The organism is Pseudomonas sp. NFACC14 (assembly GCF_900106885.1).
In the GTDB taxonomy this organism is placed as follows: domain Bacteria; phylum Pseudomonadota; class Gammaproteobacteria; order Pseudomonadales; family Pseudomonadaceae; genus Aquipseudomonas; species Aquipseudomonas fluorescens_AA.
On the sequence record NZ_FNOA01000009.1, the window covers coordinates 161,240 to 177,340 of the forward strand.

The window sequence follows — 16,101 nt, forward strand, 5'->3', positions numbered from 1 at the left end:
GGATATGCGCACCTATCCTAACGCGCCCTCACCCCCTGACCCAACGCTCCTGCCGACTCGACTCAGGCTTTTTTACGAAGACCTTCTGCGGCAGCAGCCACCAGGCCAGGGCGGGCAACAGGATCAAGGCCCCGAGCATGTTCACCAGGAACATGAAGGCCAGCAGAATCCCCATGTCAGCCTGGAACTTGATCGGCGAAAAAGCCCAGGTCGACACCGCCACAGCCAATGTCATGCCTGTCAGCAACACCACTTTGCCGGTGAACAGCAGCGCCTGGTAATACGCCTGGGCCAGGGTGTCGCCGGCACGCATCCGTGCCAGAATCACGCTCAACACGTAGAGCGCATAATCGACCCCGATGCCCACGCCCAGTGCAATGACCGGCAGTGTCGCGACTTTCACCCCCATGCCCAACCCCACCATCAGCGCCTCGCACAGGATCGAGGTGAGCATCAGCGGCAGCATCGCGCACAGAGTGGCGCGCCAGCTGCGGAAGGTCAGCAAACACAGCAGGCTGACCGCACCGTAGACCCAGAACAGCATCTCGCGCATGGACTTCTTCACCACGATATTGGTCGCCGCTTCGATCCCCGCGCTGCCGGCCGCCAGCATGAACTTGACCTCCGGCAGTTGATGCCCGGCGATGAATTGCTCGCTGGCCTCCACCACCCGGTTCAAGGTGTCAGCCTTGTGATCGGCCAGGTAGACGTACAGCGACAGCATCGAGCAGCCCTGATTGAACAACTCTCGCGGAGCACGGGTCTGCACGGCACCCAGTGCGCCGTCATTGGGGATCAGTTCATACCATTTGAAGTTGCCTTCGTTATAACCGGCCGTGGCGATCTTGCTCAGCGCCGCCATCGAGGTGGTCGATTCCACGCCGGGCAATTGCTCCAGTTGCCACGCCAGCGCATCGACCGCGGACAGACTGGCGTAACGGGTGCATTGATCCTCCGGGGTCTTGATCATGACCACGAAGATATCCGAGCTGGCCGCGTAGTTCTGGGTCATGAACAACGCATCGCGGTTGTAGCGCGAGTCGGCACGCAACTCCGGGGCGCCGGGGTCCAGATCGCCGATTTTCAGGTGCAGGCTCACGGCAAAACCAGACGCGGCCAGCAACAGACCCGCCAACATGGCGCCGATGGCCCAGCGCCGTTGGGTGAACAGGTCGAGCACGCGCCACAGGGGATGTTTGATGCGCGCCTGTTGCTCGGTGGTTTCCGCACTCAGGCTGCGTTGTGCCGCCGCCGGGCTGACGCCGATATAGCTGAGCAGGATCGGCAGCAGAATCAGGTTGGTGAAGATCAGCACCGCCACCCCGAGGCTGGCGGTGATCGCCAGGTCCTGGATCACTCGAATGTCGATCAGCAGCAACACCGCGAAGCCCACCGCGTCACAGAGCAAAGCGGTGATGCCGGCGGCGAACAGGCGGCGGAAGGTGTAGCGCGCGGCGACCACCCGGTGGGTGCCACGGCCAATGTCCTGCATGATGCCGTTCATCTTCTGCGCGCCATGGCTCATGCCAATGGCGAACACCAGGAACGGCACCAGTGCCGAGTAGGGATCCAGCTCATAACCGAGCAGGGCCAGCAGCCCCAGTTGCCACAGCACCGCCGCCAGTGAACAGGTCACCACCACCAGGGTACTGCGCGCGCAACGGGTGTAGCCAAACAGCACCAGTACCGTCACCAGTACCGCCACCACGAAAAACAGCAGGACTTGGGTCATCCCCTCGATCAGGTCGCCGACGATCTTGGTAAAGCCGGTGATGTGAATCCGCAGGTCATCGGTCTGGTACTTGTCCCGCAACGCCTCCAGTTGCCGGGAAAACTCGCCATAGTCCAGCGCCTTGCCCGTCTGCGGGTTGATTTCCAGCAACGGCACGAAGATCACACTGGACTTGAAGTTGCCAGCGACCAATTGACCGACTTCCCCGGAGCGGGCCACATTGGTCCGCACCTGCTCGATGCTGGTGGTCGAGCCATCGTAGTCGTCGGGGATCACCGTGCCGCCGTCGAGCCCCTCTTCGGTCACGGCGGTCCAGCGCGTGGTCGGGGTCCACAATGATTTCATGTACGGTCGGTCGACCCCCGGCAGCAAATAGAGCTCGTCGTTGAGCTTGGCCAGGGTGTCGAGGTAATCCTTGGTGAAAATGCTCCCCTGCTTGACCTCCAAGGCGATGCGCAGCGAGTTGCCCAGGCCGCTCAACTCACTGCGGTTCTCGAGGAAATTGGCGACGTAGGGATGCCCGGTGGGAATGGTCTTCTCATAACTGGCATTGATGCCGATGCGCGTGGCTTGCCAACCAAGCACCAAGGTCACCAGCAGGCATAGCAGGATCACCAGCGGTCGATGGTTGAAGATCGCCCGCTCGGCGAAGTTGCCCGACGCCCGGTCGAAGTCTTCCTGGCGGCCGATCACGGTTTGGATTCTGTCGTCTTTCAAGTTTGACTCCTGTTGCACGAGCCGTGGCCCGATAGCGCTACACCGTGAAGTTTCAAGGTTTACCGGAGGCCCGCGGATCCTGGTCAGCGGCCACGCCAGTCAAACCGACGCTGGCCAGGCTGCCGTCGACCGCCTGCTGCACGGCAGCGACCGTCCCGCCGCTGCGGCTCTGACGCTTGTCAAAGCTGCGACCCTGGTCATGACTGAAGAGAAGCTCACCACTCTGGCTGGCCAACAACAGGCTGCCGTCGCGCAGTTCAAGGGCGCTCGCCAGTGTTGATTCGATACCCGTGTCGAGGCGTCGCCAACTGCCGCCACGGTCATCGGACCACCAGGCGTTTCCGCGCAAGCCATAGACAATCAAGGCCCCATCGCGCATGCCGAGCAGGCCGAAAAAGCTGCCTTCATAAGGTGACTTCAAGGCCTGGAATGACTGCCCGGCATCGGTCGAACGCAACAGCAGGCCGCGCTCCCCCACCAGCAGCAAATCCTTGCCCAAGGCGCGGATGCCATACAGGTTCAAACCCTGGGGGTTGTCCACATGCCGCATCCACGGTTGCCAGCTTCGCCCACCGTCATCGGTGCGGTAGATCTGGTTGTAGGCGCCCACGACGTAGCCGTGCAGGCGGTCACTGAAGTACAGGTCGAGGAATGGTTTATCCGGTCCGTCATCGAGCATGTGCCGTGCCTGCGCCAACTGGCTGGCACCGTCGGGTTGATTGGCATCGCGCTCGGCGACTTGCACCGCCAGGGCGATGGCGCGCTCACCGTCGAGTTGCTTCTGCCAGGTTTCCCCGCCGTCCTGGGTGTGCAGCACCACCCCCAGATGACCGACCGCCCAGCCCTGCTCGGCATCGACGAATTGCACCGCCGTCAGGCTGACGCTGACCGGTACCCTGGCCTGGCGCCAACTCACGCCAGCATCATCCGACAGCAGCACGATCCCGCGCTCGCCCACCGCCACCAGGCGCTCGCCAGCCCTGGCCAACCCGAGCAATACCGCGCGCGGAGCCTTGGTCGTCGGCAGTGCCGGTTGCTGCAGCACCGCCAATGTCGTGGCCTGTGCGAGCCAGGGCACACTCGCCAACAGGCAGCCCATCAGGGCACAAACACCCCATAGCGGACCGCGACGCGCAAAGATTTTTTCAACGTTCATATCGTTATTCCGCCTGGAAAATCGTAAGCGACCGCGACGAACCTCCTCTTCGCCACGGCCGCCACAGGTTCAACGCATGTTTTCGTTGGCCATGGCATCCGGCGTGAAGTAGGACGCCGAAGGCTTCGCGACCTTCTGGTACTGAACCGCCAGGTCGTTGCTCGATGAGTTGAGGAAGTAGGCCCCGGTGTCGAGGTTGTAGCTGCCCCACATGACCTGTGCGGTGAGGGCCGGCAGGTCCGGTGCCAGCAGCGTCAGCGAATACATCTGCCGGCCGAGCTTGCCCTGGGCGTCATAACCGTCGGCCATCAGGATCTGCCAGGAATCTTCGTCGACGTAGTAGGTCCGACGCGGCACGACATGACGCTTGCCGGGCTTGAGCGTGGCCTCGACCACCCAGACCCGATGCTTCTCCCAACGCACCAGATCAGGGTTGAGGAAGTTCGCCTTGACCAGGTCGTCGCTCTTAGCCAGGGCGGCGCGGTTATTGTTGTAGCCAACGATCAGCTCTTTCTTGCCCACCAGCTTGAGGTCATAGCGATCGGTCGGCCCGAACAGCATGAACGCCTCGTCGAACAGGCCGACGCCGGAGGTCACGAAATCCGGCGTGTCATAGGCAATGTTCGGCGCCCGGCGAACCCGGCGCTGGCCGACCAGATATTGCCAGGCCGCCCGATTGGCCGGGTCCAGGTCCCAATGGGTCATCAGGCCTTCGCCGGCCTTGGACGACGGCAACTCGGTGAACAGCTTGCCCAACAGGTACTTGCCCGAATAATTTTCCAGGCTGCCGCCTTCGACGTAGTAGGGAAACTGATAGGTGTATTGCGCCCGGGTGGCCTGGACTTTCTTGCCGCCGGCGGTCATCAGCCAGGTATCGAAAGGCGAGCTGATGGTGTCGCCGCCCTGCCACGACAACCGATAATTCCACAGTACTTGCGCACCGTTTTCCGGGATCGGGAACGGGATGCCGCCGTAGGCGTTGGAGACCTTCTCACTGTCCACGTCCAGCGTGGCGCGGGTGGCATTCTTGCTGGTGTTGTCATACACCCATTGCGGCGCGGCGGCCGAGCGATGGGTCGGGTACACGTCCAGGCGATAGTCCGGGTATTTCTTGAGCAGCAGTTTGGTGCCCTCGGCCAATTCGCTGGCGTACTGCTCCATGTTCGCGGCCTTGATCGAATACAGCGGTTTCTCGCTGGCGAATGGGTCGGGGCGCTTGTCTCCCGGTTTGTAGCCGGGCGTGACCTGGGTATAACCGCCCTGCCAAGCCGGGATGCTGCCATCGGCATTGCCGGCACGCTCGCCGCCCAGGGGGGTCAGATCGGTTTTCAAACGTGCGGCCTGTTCGGGCGACACCGCCGCTTGCGCCAGCCCCATACCGACGAGGGCCAGGGTCAGGACGCATGTGTTCAGGAATGCTGTGTTCTGCATGGCGAATCCACCTTATTAGAATGAGGTTTTCACGTAGAGCGAGACGAAGTCGCGGTCGGCCAACGACTGTCCGTAACTGAAATTGCCGTCCTCGCGCAGCCCGGCTTTCGGTGCGCCGAAGAAGTTCACGTAGTTGAGGCCGACGTCCCAGCGTTGCAGATAGGTGGCTTTGAGCCCGACGCTCCAGTCACCGGAATGGGTGTTGCCGAAGCCGGATTTGTTGACCGCCGACGAACGTCCATCGAGCACCATCCCCATGCCGATCGGCACGGTCAGGTCGATTCCGTCGACAATCTGGAAGTACGCCGGCTCGATCAATACCCGCAGTGCCGTGGCATCGCGGGTGGTATTGGAATCCAGCGCGGCAGCGTTCTTGGTTACGCTCAGGGTGCGGTTCCAGGCCAGTTCGGCCAGGGCCGAGCCGCCGTCCCAGAACGCGGTGGGCGATAACAGGTAAATCGCCGACAGGTTGGCGTGGGCGGTCTTGCCCCTGGCGAACAACTCATTGTCGCCACCATCGGCCGCCATGCCGGGAGTCACCACTTGCAGGTTGCTCACCAGCGGTGCGTTCCAGCGCACCGACGTTTCACCGGCAAAGTTGAACGGGCCGGAGGCGGTGGAGAAACTGACGCCAGCGGTCCTGATGTCTTCGGCGTAGACCTGCCGATAGGAACCCAGGATGGGCAACCCGGTGGCCGCTGCCGCCGGACCGTCCAGGTACGCGTACAACCCGATCGGTGCCTTATCGTGATACTGGGCCGCGTAGAACCCCAGCTCCAGCTCGGTGCCGCTCGGCTTGAAGCGGATCTGCATGCCGCCCTGCCCCGAATTGCGCGGTTTCAGATCGCCGCCATTGACCGTGTCGTTGCCGAACACTTCGCGCAACGAACCACTGCCGTACCCGATGGCATCGGTATCGCTCAGGTAGCTGCCGGCGCCGGGCAGATTGGAACGTTCCCACTCGAACTGATAGTAAGCGCCGACCGACAACTGCGGGTTGATCTGCAACTGCCCGGAGATTTGATTGACCGGACGCAGGATCTCCTTGAACTGAGTCCCCGGTACGCTGAGCAACTTGACGACGTCGGTCGGACCCTGGGCATTGGCAATGCCGTTGCCGCCGTAGAACAGGCTTTCCCCATAGATCAGGCTGTGTCGGCCCAGGCGCGCCACGCCCTGGGAGTCTTCACCGAGGTCGCCGCGCAAGAACACGAAGGCATCGAGAATTTCCGCGTCGCGCCCATGGAGCTTGCGGGTTTCGCTGAGAAAATGCGGTTGCTCGCTGCTGTCGGTGTCCTGGTTGTAGATATCGTCGTACCAGGCCGCGCCGCTCACGCGCAGCCCGTAGTTTTGCCGGCTGAGGTCCATTTCGGAAAACAGGTCCAGGCGGTTGGAGACCAGGCCGCTGCTGAAGTTCTTATCGCCCTGGCTCTGGATCGAGGGGTACAGGCCGTTGGCGGTTGGCGCGTTGACCAAGCGGCTGTCCTGCCCGTGCAGGCGCCAGGCCTGGCTGTACTTGATGGTGTTGTCCCAGCGCAGTTTCCAATCGGAGTCACCCAGGTCCATTTGCATGGCCTCGACCCGATCGACCATCACGCCGGTGCTGCACAACGCCAGGAACAAGGCGCAATGCTTGAAACGAAAGCTATCTTTGAAGTTATCCATGGACGCTTCTCATTATTGTTATTTTTGGGCATGGCTTTGCCAGCCAACACGCTCGGGTCGCGGCTAACGCCGCTTTGCGCGGGTGCGCATTCAGATGTAGGTGGAGGCCAATCCACCATCGACCGGCAGGTTGACGCCGTTGATCCAGCGCGACTCGTCGGCACACAGGAAAGCGATCACCGCCGCCACCTCATCGGCGTAAGCGGGACGTTTCATACGGTGGGCATCGGCCTGGGTCCGGGCCTCGCCGAGCATGCTCACGAAGTCGTCGAGGATGGGCGTGAAAACCGGACCTGGCGCGACACTGTTCATGCGCACCGAATGCTCGAGGAACCAGGGTTGGGCCTGCAGGTAGTTCCAGACGATCAAGGCTTCCTTGAAGTACTGGTAGCAGGTCTGGTCCGGCACCGGGTGGTCAGCCAGCCAGGCTTGCGCGGCGGCAAAGTCTTCGATGCGCGCCAGCGCCTTGTGCTGTTCCAGGCGTAACGGCCACTCGGCACCGAGGATCGAGGCGATATTGACGATGCTGCCACCGGCGCTGATGCGCGGCAGCAGCGCACGGCTCAGGTGGCGCAGCCCGAGGTAGTTGACCCGCGCCAGCAGTCGCGGGTTGGCAGTGCCCGGCACGCCGGCGATGTTGCACAGGCTGTCAAGCCGTGCGGGCAGCTGTGGCAGCAACCGTTCGATGTTCTCGGCGCTGCTCAAGTCGCCCTGCACAAAACCGTCCAGGGTCATGTGCGGCGCCTTGAGATCCACGCCAATCACCTGGGCGCCGTGTGCGCGCAGCAGGCTCGCCGTGGCAGCACCGATACCCGACGAGACACCAGTCACCAGCACAATTTTGTTGTCGAGTTTCATGTTGAGTCCTCTTATTATTTTTGTGTACTCGCAGGGCCCTCAGCTCATCGGGCCCGGTAAAGACTGGCCTGTCAGAACGGGTAGATCGGCGCCGTGTCCTTGACCGTCACCCACTGCCATTGGGTGTATTCATCCCAATCCGCCGGGCCGCCGACGCTACCGCCATTGCCCGAGGCGCCGCGCCCGCCGAACGGGTTGACGCATTCATCGGCGACGGTCTGGTCATTGATGTGCAACATGCCGCACTGCAAGCGCTCGCCGATGGCCATGGCCCGGCCCACCGACGGAGAAATGATCGCCGCCGCCAGACCGTATTCGGTGCGATTGGCCAATTCGATGGCTTCGTCATCGGTGGCGAAGCTGACCACCGTGGCCACCGGCCCGAAGACCTCCTCGTCGAAGGCGCGCATGCCCGGCTTCACACCGCTGAGCACCGTGGCCTGGTAGAACAGCCGATCGTGATCGCCGCCCGCCTCCAGTCGGGCCCCGGCAAGTACGGTATCGCTGACGATGTCGTGCACCCGTTGCAACTGCCGCTGATTGATCAATGGCCCCATGGCGGCTTCTTCCCGAGCAGCGTTGCCGAGGGTCATCGCCTGGGCCTTTTCCACCAGTTTGCGGGTCAGCTCGGCGGCGATGGACTCATGGGCGAGAATCAACCCGGTGGCCATGCAAATCTGCCCTTGGTGCAGCCAGGCGCCCCAGGCCGCGTTCCGGGCCGCGAGGTCGAGGTCGGCGTCTTCGAGAATGATCAGTGGGTTCTTGCCGCCCAGCTCCAGGGCGACCTTCTTCAGGTTGCGTCCGGCCACTTCAGCGACCTTGCGACCGGCGCCGGTGGAACCGGTGAAGGCGATCATGCGCACATTAGGGTCGCGGCACAGCGCCTCCCCGGCCTGCGCCGCGCCGGGCAACACTTGCAGCAAGCCCTTGGGCAGGCCTGCCATTTCGAACAACCGGGCGATGAGGAAACCGCCACTCACCGGGGTCTGCGGATCCGGCTTGAGCACCACCGCGTTGCCCGCCGCCAGGGCCGGTGCGACGGAGCGCATGGACAGTACCAGGGGAAAGTTGAAAGGCGAAATCACCCCCACCACGCCATGGGGCTGGCGTCGCGCATAGGACAGGCGCCCTGCCTCGCTGGGCAGCACCACCCCATGGGCCTGGGACAAAAGACCCGCGGCCTGATGCAACAGCACGATGGCTTCGCGCATTTCGTGCTGGCCCTTGAACAGCGCGGCACCGGTCTCCCGGGCCACGTACAGCGACAGTTCGTCGAAGGACTGCTCGGCCACGTCGGCGGCCTTGCGCAAGATCGCCGCCCGTTGCCGCGGGCCCAGCGCCGCCCACGCCGGCTGCGCCAGGGCGGCGTCGCGACTGGCCTTGGCGATGTCGGCCGCGTCGGCCATCGCACAGCGCATCAGCCGTTCACCGGTGGCCGGCTCGATAATCGATTGCAGCGGGCCAGAGGCAGGCACCCAGTCACCGTTGAAGACACATTCCGATTCGATCACCTGGGACAGCAGGTGGCTTTTGGGTGCAGACATTTAACACTCCCGGCTCTTTTGTTTTTGTCATCGTTTGCCGCACCTCGTAGGTATCGACGCAAACGCCGTGCAAGTGCTTGAGCAAGCGCTGTGCCGGTTTTGCCCACGGGCCTGGATAAACCTGGCGCAAGGCTCTGGCTCGAGGTTCTTCGCCAGGCATGACGTACAGGGCGCTTCCACCGGCCTGGCCGTTGGCCAGCTGTCGCTTGTTCATTTGATAAAGTTATGCTTAATAACTATTTCGCCAGGTGATCATTTCGATCACCCCGTCATCAGGGGCATAACAATGAATAATCCCCACTGCCAGTTGCCGGATCACCGGATCGCCACCGAGCATTTCCATCCACGGGGCGATAGCAACGAGTTGAGCGACAGCAGTTCGCCCACGCCGGCAGAACTCACCGCGTGCCTGTTTTTCTCCCCCGACGATGGCCGCATCTGGCTCAACGACCAGCGCATGTTGTTGCTGCACAGTTCCTCCTTCGGTGCGTTGCGCCGGGAAATCATCGAGCGCCAGGGGCTGGAGCAGGCCCGAGGCATGCTCACCCGCACCGGTTACTCCTCCGGCGCCCGCGACGCCCGGCTGATTCGCGAACGCTGGCCCCAGGCCGATGCCGCGGCGGTGTTTCGCGCCGGCACGCATCTGCATACCCTCGAAGGCATGACCAAGGTCGAGCCGCTGCATTTCAAGTTCGATGCCGACTCGGGGTTCTATGAGGGAGAGTTTCTCTGGCATCACTCCTGCGAGGCCGACGAACATGTCGCCGCTTATGGCACCGGGCAGGATCCGGTGTGCTGGACCGAACTGGGCTACGCCATCGGTTTCGTCAGCGGGCTGTTCGGGCAACTGGTGGTCTTTCGCGAAGTGGAATGCCGGGGCATGGGCCACGAACGCTGCCGAGTCGTCGGCAAGACCGCTGAACAATGGGGTGACATCGAGCAGGACCTGAATTACCTCAACGCCTCACCGCCGACCGTCGTCGCCCGCGCCGACATTCAGTCCGACAGCGTGGCCGGAACCGTCCCGTTGCCGGACAGCGAACAGCCACTGATCGGTGCCAGCGCCGCCTTCAACGCCGCGACCCAGGCTTTGCAACGGGTGGCCTTGACCCCTGCCACCGTGCTGGTCAGCGGCGAATCCGGCGTGGGCAAGGAGATGTTCGCCCGTCAGTTGCACCAACTGAGTCGCCGACGTGAGGGGCCGTTCATTGCCCTCAACTGCGCGGCCATCCCCGACAACCTGATCGAGGCTGAACTGTTCGGCGTCGAGCGCGGAGCCTACACCGGCGCCACCCATTCACGCCCCGGACGTTTCGAGCGCGCCCACGGTGGCACGTTGTTCCTGGATGAGATCACCTGCCTGAGCCTGGCCGGGCAAAGCAAGTTGCTGCGCGCCTTGCAGGAGCGGGAAGTCGAGCGGGTCGGCGGCGGCCATGGCATCAAGGTCGATGTGCGCGTCGTGGCGGCCACCAACATCGACCTGCGCAAGGCCGTGGCGGACGGCGCGTTCCGTGAAGACCTGTTCTACCGGCTCAACGTCTACCCCATCGCCCTGCCGCCCTTGCGCGAGCGCCGCGATGACATACCGTTGCTGATCAACGCCTTTCTCACGCGCTTTTGCCAGGAATACGGCCGCACACCGATGGGCCTGACCATGCGCGCCTTGAAAGTGCTGTTGCGCTATGACTTTCCGGGCAACGTGCGGGAATTGCAGAACCTCATCGAACGGGGCCTGATCGCCAGCGAGGAAGGCCAGGCCATTGACCTGGTCCACCTGTTTCGCAATGAGCAATTGCCGGTGGACGCCTACTCCGTGGACCACCTCGGCGGTCTCTCGCCGATGGGCCTGGCCGCCAACGATGCCGCGGAAAAACCGGCGCTGCTCCAGTCCCTCAGCCAACTGGACGCGGACTTCTCCATTGACGGCCTGGAATCACGCCTGATCAACGAAGCCCTGCAACTGAGCAGCGGCAACCTCGCGGCGGCCGCACGCTCGCTGGGGCTGAGCCGGGCGCAGTTCGCGTATCGCTTGAAGAAGCATCAAAAAGCTGTCCCGGGCTAACCACCGAACCGGGGAGATGCTGCAAAGGCAGGTCTTGGGGCCGCTTCGCGCCCCAGCGGGAGCAAGCTCCCTCGCCACGGGTTTGTCGACAGCCTTAAATAAACAACATTACCTGTGGGAGCGAGCTTGCTCGCGATGGCGGTGGCTCGGCTGCATTGAAGTTGAATGTGCCGTCGTCATCGCGAGCAAGCTCGGCTCCCACAATGGATCGGTGGTGTTCCTTGCACCCGCGTCCACCATCATTCCCCTGTGGGAGCCGAGCTTGCTCGCGATGGCGGTGGGTCAGTTGCCATTGATATTGGCTGTGTTGACGTCATCTCGAGCAAGCTCGCTCCCACAGGGGTTACCGGGTGGAGGCTCTGTCAAGCAGGGCGAAAGCGCCCCGCCGATATTCGCTGGGGGTCTGGTTCATCTCGATGCGGAAATGCCGGTTGAAGTTAGACAGGTTGTTATAGCCCACTTCAAAACAGATGTCGGTCACCGGCATCTCACTCTGCAACAGCAAACGGCAGGCGCGCTGGACCCGCAGCTTGCGCATCAAGTCGATGAAACCGTGCCCGGTGATGCGCTTGAAGAACCGCGAGAAGCCCGGTTCGCTCATGGCCAATTGGCGGGCGATCACCGACAGGCGCAGGTCGCCGGTGAGTTCGGTTTGCAGGTACTCGAAGGCTTTATGGATGCGCTCGGAACTGCGCGCATCCAGGGTCGGCGCATAGCAAGGGCTCGCCAGGCTCAGGGCCTCGTCGCCGGGCGCTTGGTTGAGGGTGTGGAGCAGTTCCAGGAACAGCGTCAATCGCGCCAGGCCCTGGGCCGGGCCGATGGCTTCCAGCAGGTGCGCGGCCTGCTGTGCCGTATTGCCACCGAAGGCCAGGCCACGGCGAGCGCGTTCGAACAGCCCCTGCAGATCCCCCAGTTCAGGCAAGGTGCGACGCAAGGCCAGCAGCGTGGCGCCGTCGAATTGCAACACCACGTCGCGCCCGGCCAAGTGCTCCTCCGGCGCCAGGTCGCCCATCCAATCGTGGGGCAAGTCCGGACCGATCATCGCCACATGGCCTGGGCCAAACGGGCCAATGTAATCGCCCGCCAACAGTTTGCCGCTGCCCTGGCGGATCAGGTGGATTTCAAATTCAGGATGATGGTTCCAGCGCGCCAGCGGGTACGGGTAGTCATGCTCGTACCAGCGAAAACTGTGTTCGGGCTCGGGCAGGATGACTTCCAGTTCGGCCGGTCGCTGCTCGAACAGGGGCGTTCGGTGATCAGGCATTTCGCGCCTCTTTTATCGTTATAGCGGGCACCTTACGCCGAGTGCGCAGCGCTTCGCCAGCCTCGGCCCGCCCACCCACCGATACTTTTTTAACCCAGGCGGGAGACACCGGTACAGGTTAAAAAAGTACCACTTCATCATCCTTCGCGGGTTTGTCGGCTTCCAACGGCACTGCTGTAATCGGCCTGCCATCGCCATTTGGCGAGTGCGACGCTGATTACCCTCTGATGCCATTGCAGCAAGGACCAAGCCCCATGAAACGACTGGAAGGAAAAAGTGCCCTGGTGACCGGCGCCGCCCGGGGTATCGGCCGGGCGTTTGCCCAGGCCTACATCGACGAAGGCGCCACGGTCGCGATTGCCGACATCGACCTTGAACGCGCCCAGGCCACCGCCGCCGAATTGGGCGACAGCGCCTACGCGGTCAAAATGGACGTGACCGATCAAGCTTCCATCGACCAGGCCATCGCGGCCGTGGTGGCCCGGGTGGGCAAGCTGGATATCCTGATCAACAACGCCGCGCTGTTCGACCTGGCGCCCATCGTGGACATCACCCGCCAGAGCTATGAGCGGCTGTTTTCCATCAACGTCGCCGGCACGCTGTTCACGCTGCAGGCGGCGGCGCGGCAGATGATCCGCCAGGGCCACGGCGGGCGGATCATCAACATGGCCAGCCAGGCCGGCCGGCGTGGCGAGGCCCTGGTGGCGGTCTATTGCGCCACCAAGGCAGCGGTGATCAGCCTGACCCAGTCCGCGGGGCTGGATCTGATCAAGCATCGGATCAACGTCAACGCCATCGCCCCCGGCGTGGTGGATGGCGAGCATTGGGATGGCGTGGACGCGCTGTTCGCCCGCCACGAAAACCTGCCGCCGGGGGAAAAGAAGCGCCAGGTCGGGCAGCAGGTCCCCTATGGCCGGATGGGCACTGCGCAGGACCTCACCGGAATGGCGATTTTCCTGGCCTCGACGGAGAGCGAATACGTGGTGGCACAGACCTATAATGTCGATGGCGGTAACTGGATGAGCTAATAATCCGGGTTTTTATGGCCTTGAAACGACGCAAATGGACTTATTCGCTTGAAAATTGATCCCACTACTTGAAGATTGTCCCGAGCGGTGCCCGACGGTGCCGTTCCAAGGGATTTCAAGAGAGCGTGAATACCGTTGCCCCAGCAGGGCAAAAATTGCGCATCATAGGCGCCGTCCGCTCAAGGGAGATTTACATGCGTGCCATTTCATCCGTCATGGGTCTTGTCGTGCTGTCGCTGGGCCTGGTGTTCGCTACCAGCGCCACGGCCACCGAAGAGACGCAACTGGTCGAGTCCATCAATCTTTACCGCAGCCAATCCCAAAGCTGTGCCGGCCAGGCCTCGCTGGAGTTGCCGCCGCTGGCCATGGACTCCCGGCTGATCCTGTCGGCCAATGGCATCGGCGACCTGCAACAGGCGCTGGCGCGGGCGGCCTATCCCATGGTCAACGTGCAAGCCATCAGCCTGTCCGGGCCGCGCGATGCGCAATCGGCCATGAAAGCCGTGCAGGAAAGCTTCTGCCAGGTGGTGCTCGACCCGCAGTTCGTCGACATCGGCGTCAGCCGCCTGGATCGCGAATGGCGCATCGTGCTGGCGCGCCCGTTGTTGTCGGCGCGACTGGGTGATTGGCAAGCCGAAGGCCAGAAACTGCTGAAACTGATCAACAGCGCCCGCGCCCAGCCACGTCGCTGCGGCACCGAAGCCTTCCCCGCCACCACGCCGCTGGTCTGGAACGCCACCTTGGCCCTGGCCGCCGTCACTCACACCCGGGCCATGGCCAACAACAATTTCTTCGACCACAAGGACCGCGACAACCGCATGCCGGGCGACCGCGCCGAACTGGCGGGTTATCAGGGCCAATTGATCGGCGAGAACATCGCTGCCGGGCAAGACACCGCGCTCAAGGTCGTGGACGGCTGGCTCGCCAGCCCGGGGCACTGCGCCAACCTGATGAACCCGCAGTTCCGCGAATTGGGCGCCGGGTATGCGACCGATCCGAAAAGCGATGCGGGGATCTATTGGACGGCGATGTTTGGCACCCAGTAGTTCCGGCACCGGCGCCATCGCGGGCAAGCTCGCTCCACAGGGCTCAGTGCCTCAATAGGGGAACGAGCCTGCTCGCGATTCAATGCCCCCCGAAGATCAATGATCGATGCACGCCTGAACCCGCCCTCACCCCGTCCCCCACCGACAGCGCCACCGAGCCGAAGGGCATGGCCGCGTCGCCACAGACGAACACCCCTGGCACGCTGGTTTCCCGGGTCATGTCGCTCCGGATGAAGGCCCCCATCGGCCCGTCCTCGAATTCACATCCCAAGGACTCGGCCAACGGACTGGCGACGCGGGTGCGAGGCAGGACAAACAAGCCATCGATGCTCACCACTCGACCATTGGCCAACACCACGTCGGCCCGGTCGCCTTCGATGCGCTCGACGTGCTCGGGCACCATCGTGACTCCACGTCGCTCCAGGCTGGCACGCTGCTCAGGGTCGGGCTCGAACACGCCGCGCGTGAAGAACGTTGTCGGCCCCCAGTCCGGAAGCATCAACGCATGGTGCAAGGACATTTCCGAGGTCGCCAGCACGCCGATCGGCCCTTGCTGCAGCTCATAGCCATGGCAATACGGACAATGAAACACGCTCTTGCCCCAGCGCTGCGCCAACCCTTCCACGTCGGGCAACTCATCGATCACACCGGTGGCCAACAGCAGCCGGCGGGCATCGAAGCTCTGCCCGTCGCTCGTTGCCAGGCTAAAGCCGTCCGCCACCTTGCTGGCATTGATCACCGTGCCCGATACCCATTCAACGGTCGGATAGACCATCAGTTGGCGGCGCGCATCCTCGGCGATGTCCCCGGGAGCCCGGCCATCCTGACCGAGAAAGCCATGGGAGCTGGCCGCGAAGCGATTGCGACGCTGGCCGGCATCGATCACCAATACCTTGCGGCGGGCACGGGCCAGTTGCAGGGCTGCGGACATACCGGCGTAGCTGCCGCCTGCGATAATGACGTCATAGCGCATGATCATTCTCCAAGAAAGGTTTCGACGGGTGCGGCAACGTCACGACACATCGTAAGTTCCTTGAAAAGCGCCTGTCAACGATCTCGTAACTTTTGCAATTACAGGCGATACTCACATCCGCCTCTGCTATGGAATACCGTAACGATCATGAGAACCGACACCCGCCTGTCCCGCATGCTGCATGTGCTGATCCACATGGACCGCCACCAACAATCCGCCACCTCCGATACCATTGCGCAGATGCTCGGCACCAACCCGGTGGTGGTGCGTCGGACCATGGCCTTGCTCAAGGAACAAGGCTATGTCACGTCGGAAAAAGGCCATCGCGGCGGCTGGACCTTGAGCAAGCCGCTGTCGGAGATGACCTTGCTGGATATCCATCAGGCCTTGGGCAGCACGTCGATCTTCGCCATCGGCCTGTCCACCGATCATCCGCAATGCCTGGTGGAACAAGCGGTGAATGCGGCGTTGACTGATGCGTTCGATGAGGCCCAGGCGTTGCTGCTCAAGCGTTTGGGGACGATTACCCTGGCGCAGTTGGCGGAGGATTTTGATCTGCGGTTTCGACAGGTTTGCGCAGAGGACGAGACGGACCTTTCGCGGATGGGGCATTGATGTTGGCAGG

12 protein-coding genes are annotated in these 16,101 nt (G+C 62.9%); 4 read left to right on the forward strand and 8 right to left on the reverse strand.

Translation table 11 applies throughout. The annotated features are described in order from the left end of the window. Positions 1–28 precede the first annotated feature (28 nt). The 6 genes from BLU85_RS15910 to BLU85_RS15935 all read right to left on the reverse strand — a co-directional run bounded on the left by BLU85_RS15910 (position 29) and on the right by BLU85_RS15935 (position 9,103). Positions 29–2,449, reverse strand: a complete 2,421-nt coding sequence (locus BLU85_RS15910; protein ID WP_092200683.1) for an efflux RND transporter permease subunit — start codon at positions 2,447–2,449, stop codon at positions 29–31. Between the two features lie 52 nt (positions 2,450–2,501). Beyond that, on the reverse strand, positions 2,502–3,605 hold the full coding sequence (locus BLU85_RS15915) for a WD40/YVTN/BNR-like repeat-containing protein (RefSeq protein WP_092200681.1): 1,104 nt from the start codon (positions 3,603–3,605) through the stop codon (positions 2,502–2,504). A gap of 69 nt (positions 3,606–3,674) precedes the next feature. Next, positions 3,675–5,036 carry a DUF1329 domain-containing protein gene (locus BLU85_RS15920; RefSeq protein ID WP_092200678.1) on the reverse strand — a complete coding sequence of 454 codons (1,362 nt, stop codon included), beginning with the start codon at positions 5,034–5,036 and terminating at the stop codon, positions 3,675–3,677. A 15-nt stretch (positions 5,037–5,051) separates the two neighbouring features. Then, complete coding sequence (locus BLU85_RS15925; RefSeq protein ID WP_092200675.1) at positions 5,052–6,701, reverse strand: DUF1302 domain-containing protein; 1,650 nt, start codon at positions 6,699–6,701, stop codon at positions 5,052–5,054. Positions 6,702–6,791: 90 nt separating this feature from the next. Beyond that, a complete protein-coding gene (locus tag BLU85_RS15930) occupies positions 6,792–7,559 on the reverse strand; it encodes a coniferyl-alcohol dehydrogenase (RefSeq protein ID WP_060742578.1) in 768 nt (255 codons plus the stop codon). Between the two features lie 71 nt (positions 7,560–7,630). Next, positions 7,631–9,103, reverse strand: coding sequence for a benzaldehyde dehydrogenase (locus tag BLU85_RS15935; protein ID WP_092200672.1), 1,473 nt, complete (start codon positions 9,101–9,103; stop codon positions 7,631–7,633). Positions 9,104–9,389: 286 nt separating this feature from the next. On the opposite strand from BLU85_RS15935, the gene BLU85_RS15940 reads away from it, so the two are divergent. After that, complete coding sequence (locus tag BLU85_RS15940) at positions 9,390–11,165, forward strand: sigma-54-dependent Fis family transcriptional regulator (protein ID WP_092200669.1); 1,776 nt, start codon at positions 9,390–9,392, stop codon at positions 11,163–11,165. Between the two features lie 343 nt (positions 11,166–11,508). Here the strand turns inward: BLU85_RS15940 and BLU85_RS15945 are convergent, their stop codons facing one another. Further along, a complete protein-coding gene (locus tag BLU85_RS15945) occupies positions 11,509–12,429 on the reverse strand; it encodes an AraC family transcriptional regulator (protein WP_092200667.1) in 921 nt (306 codons plus the stop codon). 254 nt (positions 12,430–12,683) lie between these two features. Here BLU85_RS15945 and BLU85_RS15950 point away from each other — a divergent pair, with 254 nt between their 5' ends. After that, positions 12,684–13,457 carry an L-iditol 2-dehydrogenase gene (locus BLU85_RS15950; protein ID WP_092200662.1) on the forward strand — a complete coding sequence of 258 codons (774 nt, stop codon included), beginning with the start codon at positions 12,684–12,686 and terminating at the stop codon, positions 13,455–13,457. 194 nt (positions 13,458–13,651) lie between these two features. After that, entirely contained in the window at positions 13,652–14,503 is an 852-nt protein-coding gene (locus BLU85_RS15955; RefSeq protein WP_092200659.1) for a CAP domain-containing protein, read from the forward strand. Positions 14,504–14,582: 79 nt separating this feature from the next. On the opposite strand, the gene BLU85_RS15960 is transcribed toward BLU85_RS15955, so the two are convergent. Further along, on the reverse strand, positions 14,583–15,476 hold the full coding sequence (locus BLU85_RS15960) for an NAD(P)/FAD-dependent oxidoreductase (protein ID WP_092200656.1): 894 nt from the start codon (positions 15,474–15,476) through the stop codon (positions 14,583–14,585). 147 nt (positions 15,477–15,623) lie between these two features. Between BLU85_RS15960 and BLU85_RS15965 the strand changes: the two genes are divergently transcribed. Then, a complete protein-coding gene (locus tag BLU85_RS15965) occupies positions 15,624–16,091 on the forward strand; it encodes an Rrf2 family transcriptional regulator (protein ID WP_092200653.1) in 468 nt (155 codons plus the stop codon). Positions 16,092–16,101: the final 10 nt, after the last annotated feature.

What these genes read in the sequence shown, in the direction of transcription:
- BLU85_RS15920 (WP_092200678.1), bottom strand. Translation starts at nt 5,036, where the DNA reads ATGCAGAACACAGCATTCCTGAACACATGCGTCCTGACCCTGGCCCTC.
- BLU85_RS15935 (WP_092200672.1), bottom strand. Translation starts at nt 9,103, where the DNA reads ATGTCTGCACCCAAAAGCCACCTGCTGTCCCAGGTGATCGAATCGGAA.
- BLU85_RS15965 (WP_092200653.1), top strand. Translation starts at nt 15,624, where the DNA reads ATGAGAACCGACACCCGCCTGTCCCGCATGCTGCATGTGCTGATCCAC.
- BLU85_RS15915 (WP_092200681.1), bottom strand. Translation starts at nt 3,605, where the DNA reads ATGAACGTTGAAAAAATCTTTGCGCGTCGCGGTCCGCTATGGGGTGTT.
- BLU85_RS15945 (WP_092200667.1), bottom strand. Translation starts at nt 12,429, where the DNA reads ATGCCTGATCACCGAACGCCCCTGTTCGAGCAGCGACCGGCCGAACTG.
- BLU85_RS15955 (WP_092200659.1), top strand. Translation starts at nt 13,652, where the DNA reads ATGCGTGCCATTTCATCCGTCATGGGTCTTGTCGTGCTGTCGCTGGGC.
- BLU85_RS15930 (WP_060742578.1), bottom strand. Translation starts at nt 7,559, where the DNA reads ATGAAACTCGACAACAAAATTGTGCTGGTGACTGGTGTCTCGTCGGGT.
- BLU85_RS15950 (WP_092200662.1), top strand. Translation starts at nt 12,684, where the DNA reads ATGAAACGACTGGAAGGAAAAAGTGCCCTGGTGACCGGCGCCGCCCGG.
- BLU85_RS15960 (WP_092200656.1), bottom strand. Translation starts at nt 15,476, where the DNA reads ATGCGCTATGACGTCATTATCGCAGGCGGCAGCTACGCCGGTATGTCC.
- BLU85_RS15925 (WP_092200675.1), bottom strand. Translation starts at nt 6,701, where the DNA reads ATGGATAACTTCAAAGATAGCTTTCGTTTCAAGCATTGCGCCTTGTTC.
- BLU85_RS15940 (WP_092200669.1), top strand. Translation starts at nt 9,390, where the DNA reads ATGAATAATCCCCACTGCCAGTTGCCGGATCACCGGATCGCCACCGAG.